The 1342-nt window shown below is 48.5% G+C and carries 1 protein-coding gene; it reads left to right on the top strand.

Going from position 1 to position 1342, the window contains the following annotated elements:
- Nucleotides 1–73: 73 nt before the first annotated feature.
- Nucleotides 74–1165, top strand: a complete 1092-nt coding sequence (locus MJZ25_16645; protein ID MCQ2125794.1) for an IS5 family transposase — start codon at nt 74–76, stop codon at nt 1163–1165.
- The last annotated feature ends 177 nt before the right edge of the window (nt 1166–1342 follow it).

Below are 1342 nucleotides of genomic sequence, written 5' to 3'. Positions count from 1 at the left end.
AAGGGCATTTCTAAATAAAACTCTTTGATAATCAAATAAATATTTGTATATTTGCCGAAAATTTGAAGAGAAAATGGACACATGCAAAAGGGCATACAGAAAGCTTGGCAACCAAGGATTATTTGATTCGGAAGAGAGGACATCCATGTTGTCCGCATTAGGGAATCCACTTGAGAGGCTTGCGGAAACGGTTGATTTCGAGATGTTCCGTGAGACATTGGAGGCGAGCCTGCACCGTGAGCGTCTGACGAAAGCGGGGGCGAAGCCGTATGACTATGTTCTGATGTTCAAGATCCTCGTGCTTCAGCGGATGTACAATTTGAGCGACGAGCAGACCGAATATCAGATAGTTGACCGCACAAGCTTCCGGGACTTCCTCGGACTGGCAAGCGGAGACAAGGTGCCCGACGCCAGAACCATCTGGGCATTCAAAGAGCAACTGACGGGAAAGAATCTCTATGACAAACTCTTTGCCGATTTTGACAGATTCCTGCGGGAGAAGAATCTGATAATGAATCAGGGCGTGATAATAGACGGGAGTTTCGTGGAGGTCCCCCGCCAGCGCAACACCCGCGAGGAGAACAAGGCCATAAAGGAGGGACGCGGCAACGAGCTTTGGAATGCGGAAGAAGACGATACCGAGGAGGACAGGAAGAAGAAGGCCAACAAGAGGAGTCACAAGGACACGGACGCCCGTTGGACGAAGAAAGGCGGGCAGAAATATTACGGATACAAGAACCATGCGAAGGTCGATGCCAGGAGCAAGCTGATAAAGAAGGCTGTGACCACGAGCGCGGATCAGCACGACTCCGTTCCGGCCAAGTTGCTGATAGACAATGACGACAGGGGGCAGGAGCTGCATGCCGACAGCGCATATATCGGAAAGAGCGTGAAAAGCGTGATGCGCAAATACCAGATGAAGGACCGCGTCATCAAGCGCAGTGTGAGAGGGAAAAAGCTGAGCAAGAAGCAGGAGACGGTCAACCGGAAGAATTCCAAGACTAGGGTGCGTGTGGAGCATGTGTTCGGCTACTGCGAGCTGAATCTGCACGGGATGTTCAGCCGCGTCATCGGTTTCGCGCGAAACGCCGCCAGAAACACCCTGACCAACCTGGTTTACAACGTGTGCCGGTATGAACAGATAGTAAGATTGGGAATGAATTAGTTTTGATAACACATTGATAAACAATATTTTATCCAAAATATATGAAATAATAATGAAAAGTTAGAAACTTATAAGAAAAATTTATATCTTCGCCGTGTTGTTCACTTTGAATTTTGGCTGACGGACTTCACGAAGTTCAGAGGGGCGGCGCAAAAATGCTAAAAATAGAAGTCCCCT

Origin of the sequence: Fibrobacter sp. (genome assembly GCA_024399065.1) — a bacterium.
Classification (GTDB): Bacteria; Fibrobacterota; Fibrobacteria; order Fibrobacterales; family Fibrobacteraceae; genus Fibrobacter.
This window is presented reverse-complemented; position numbering and strand designations above follow the sequence as displayed.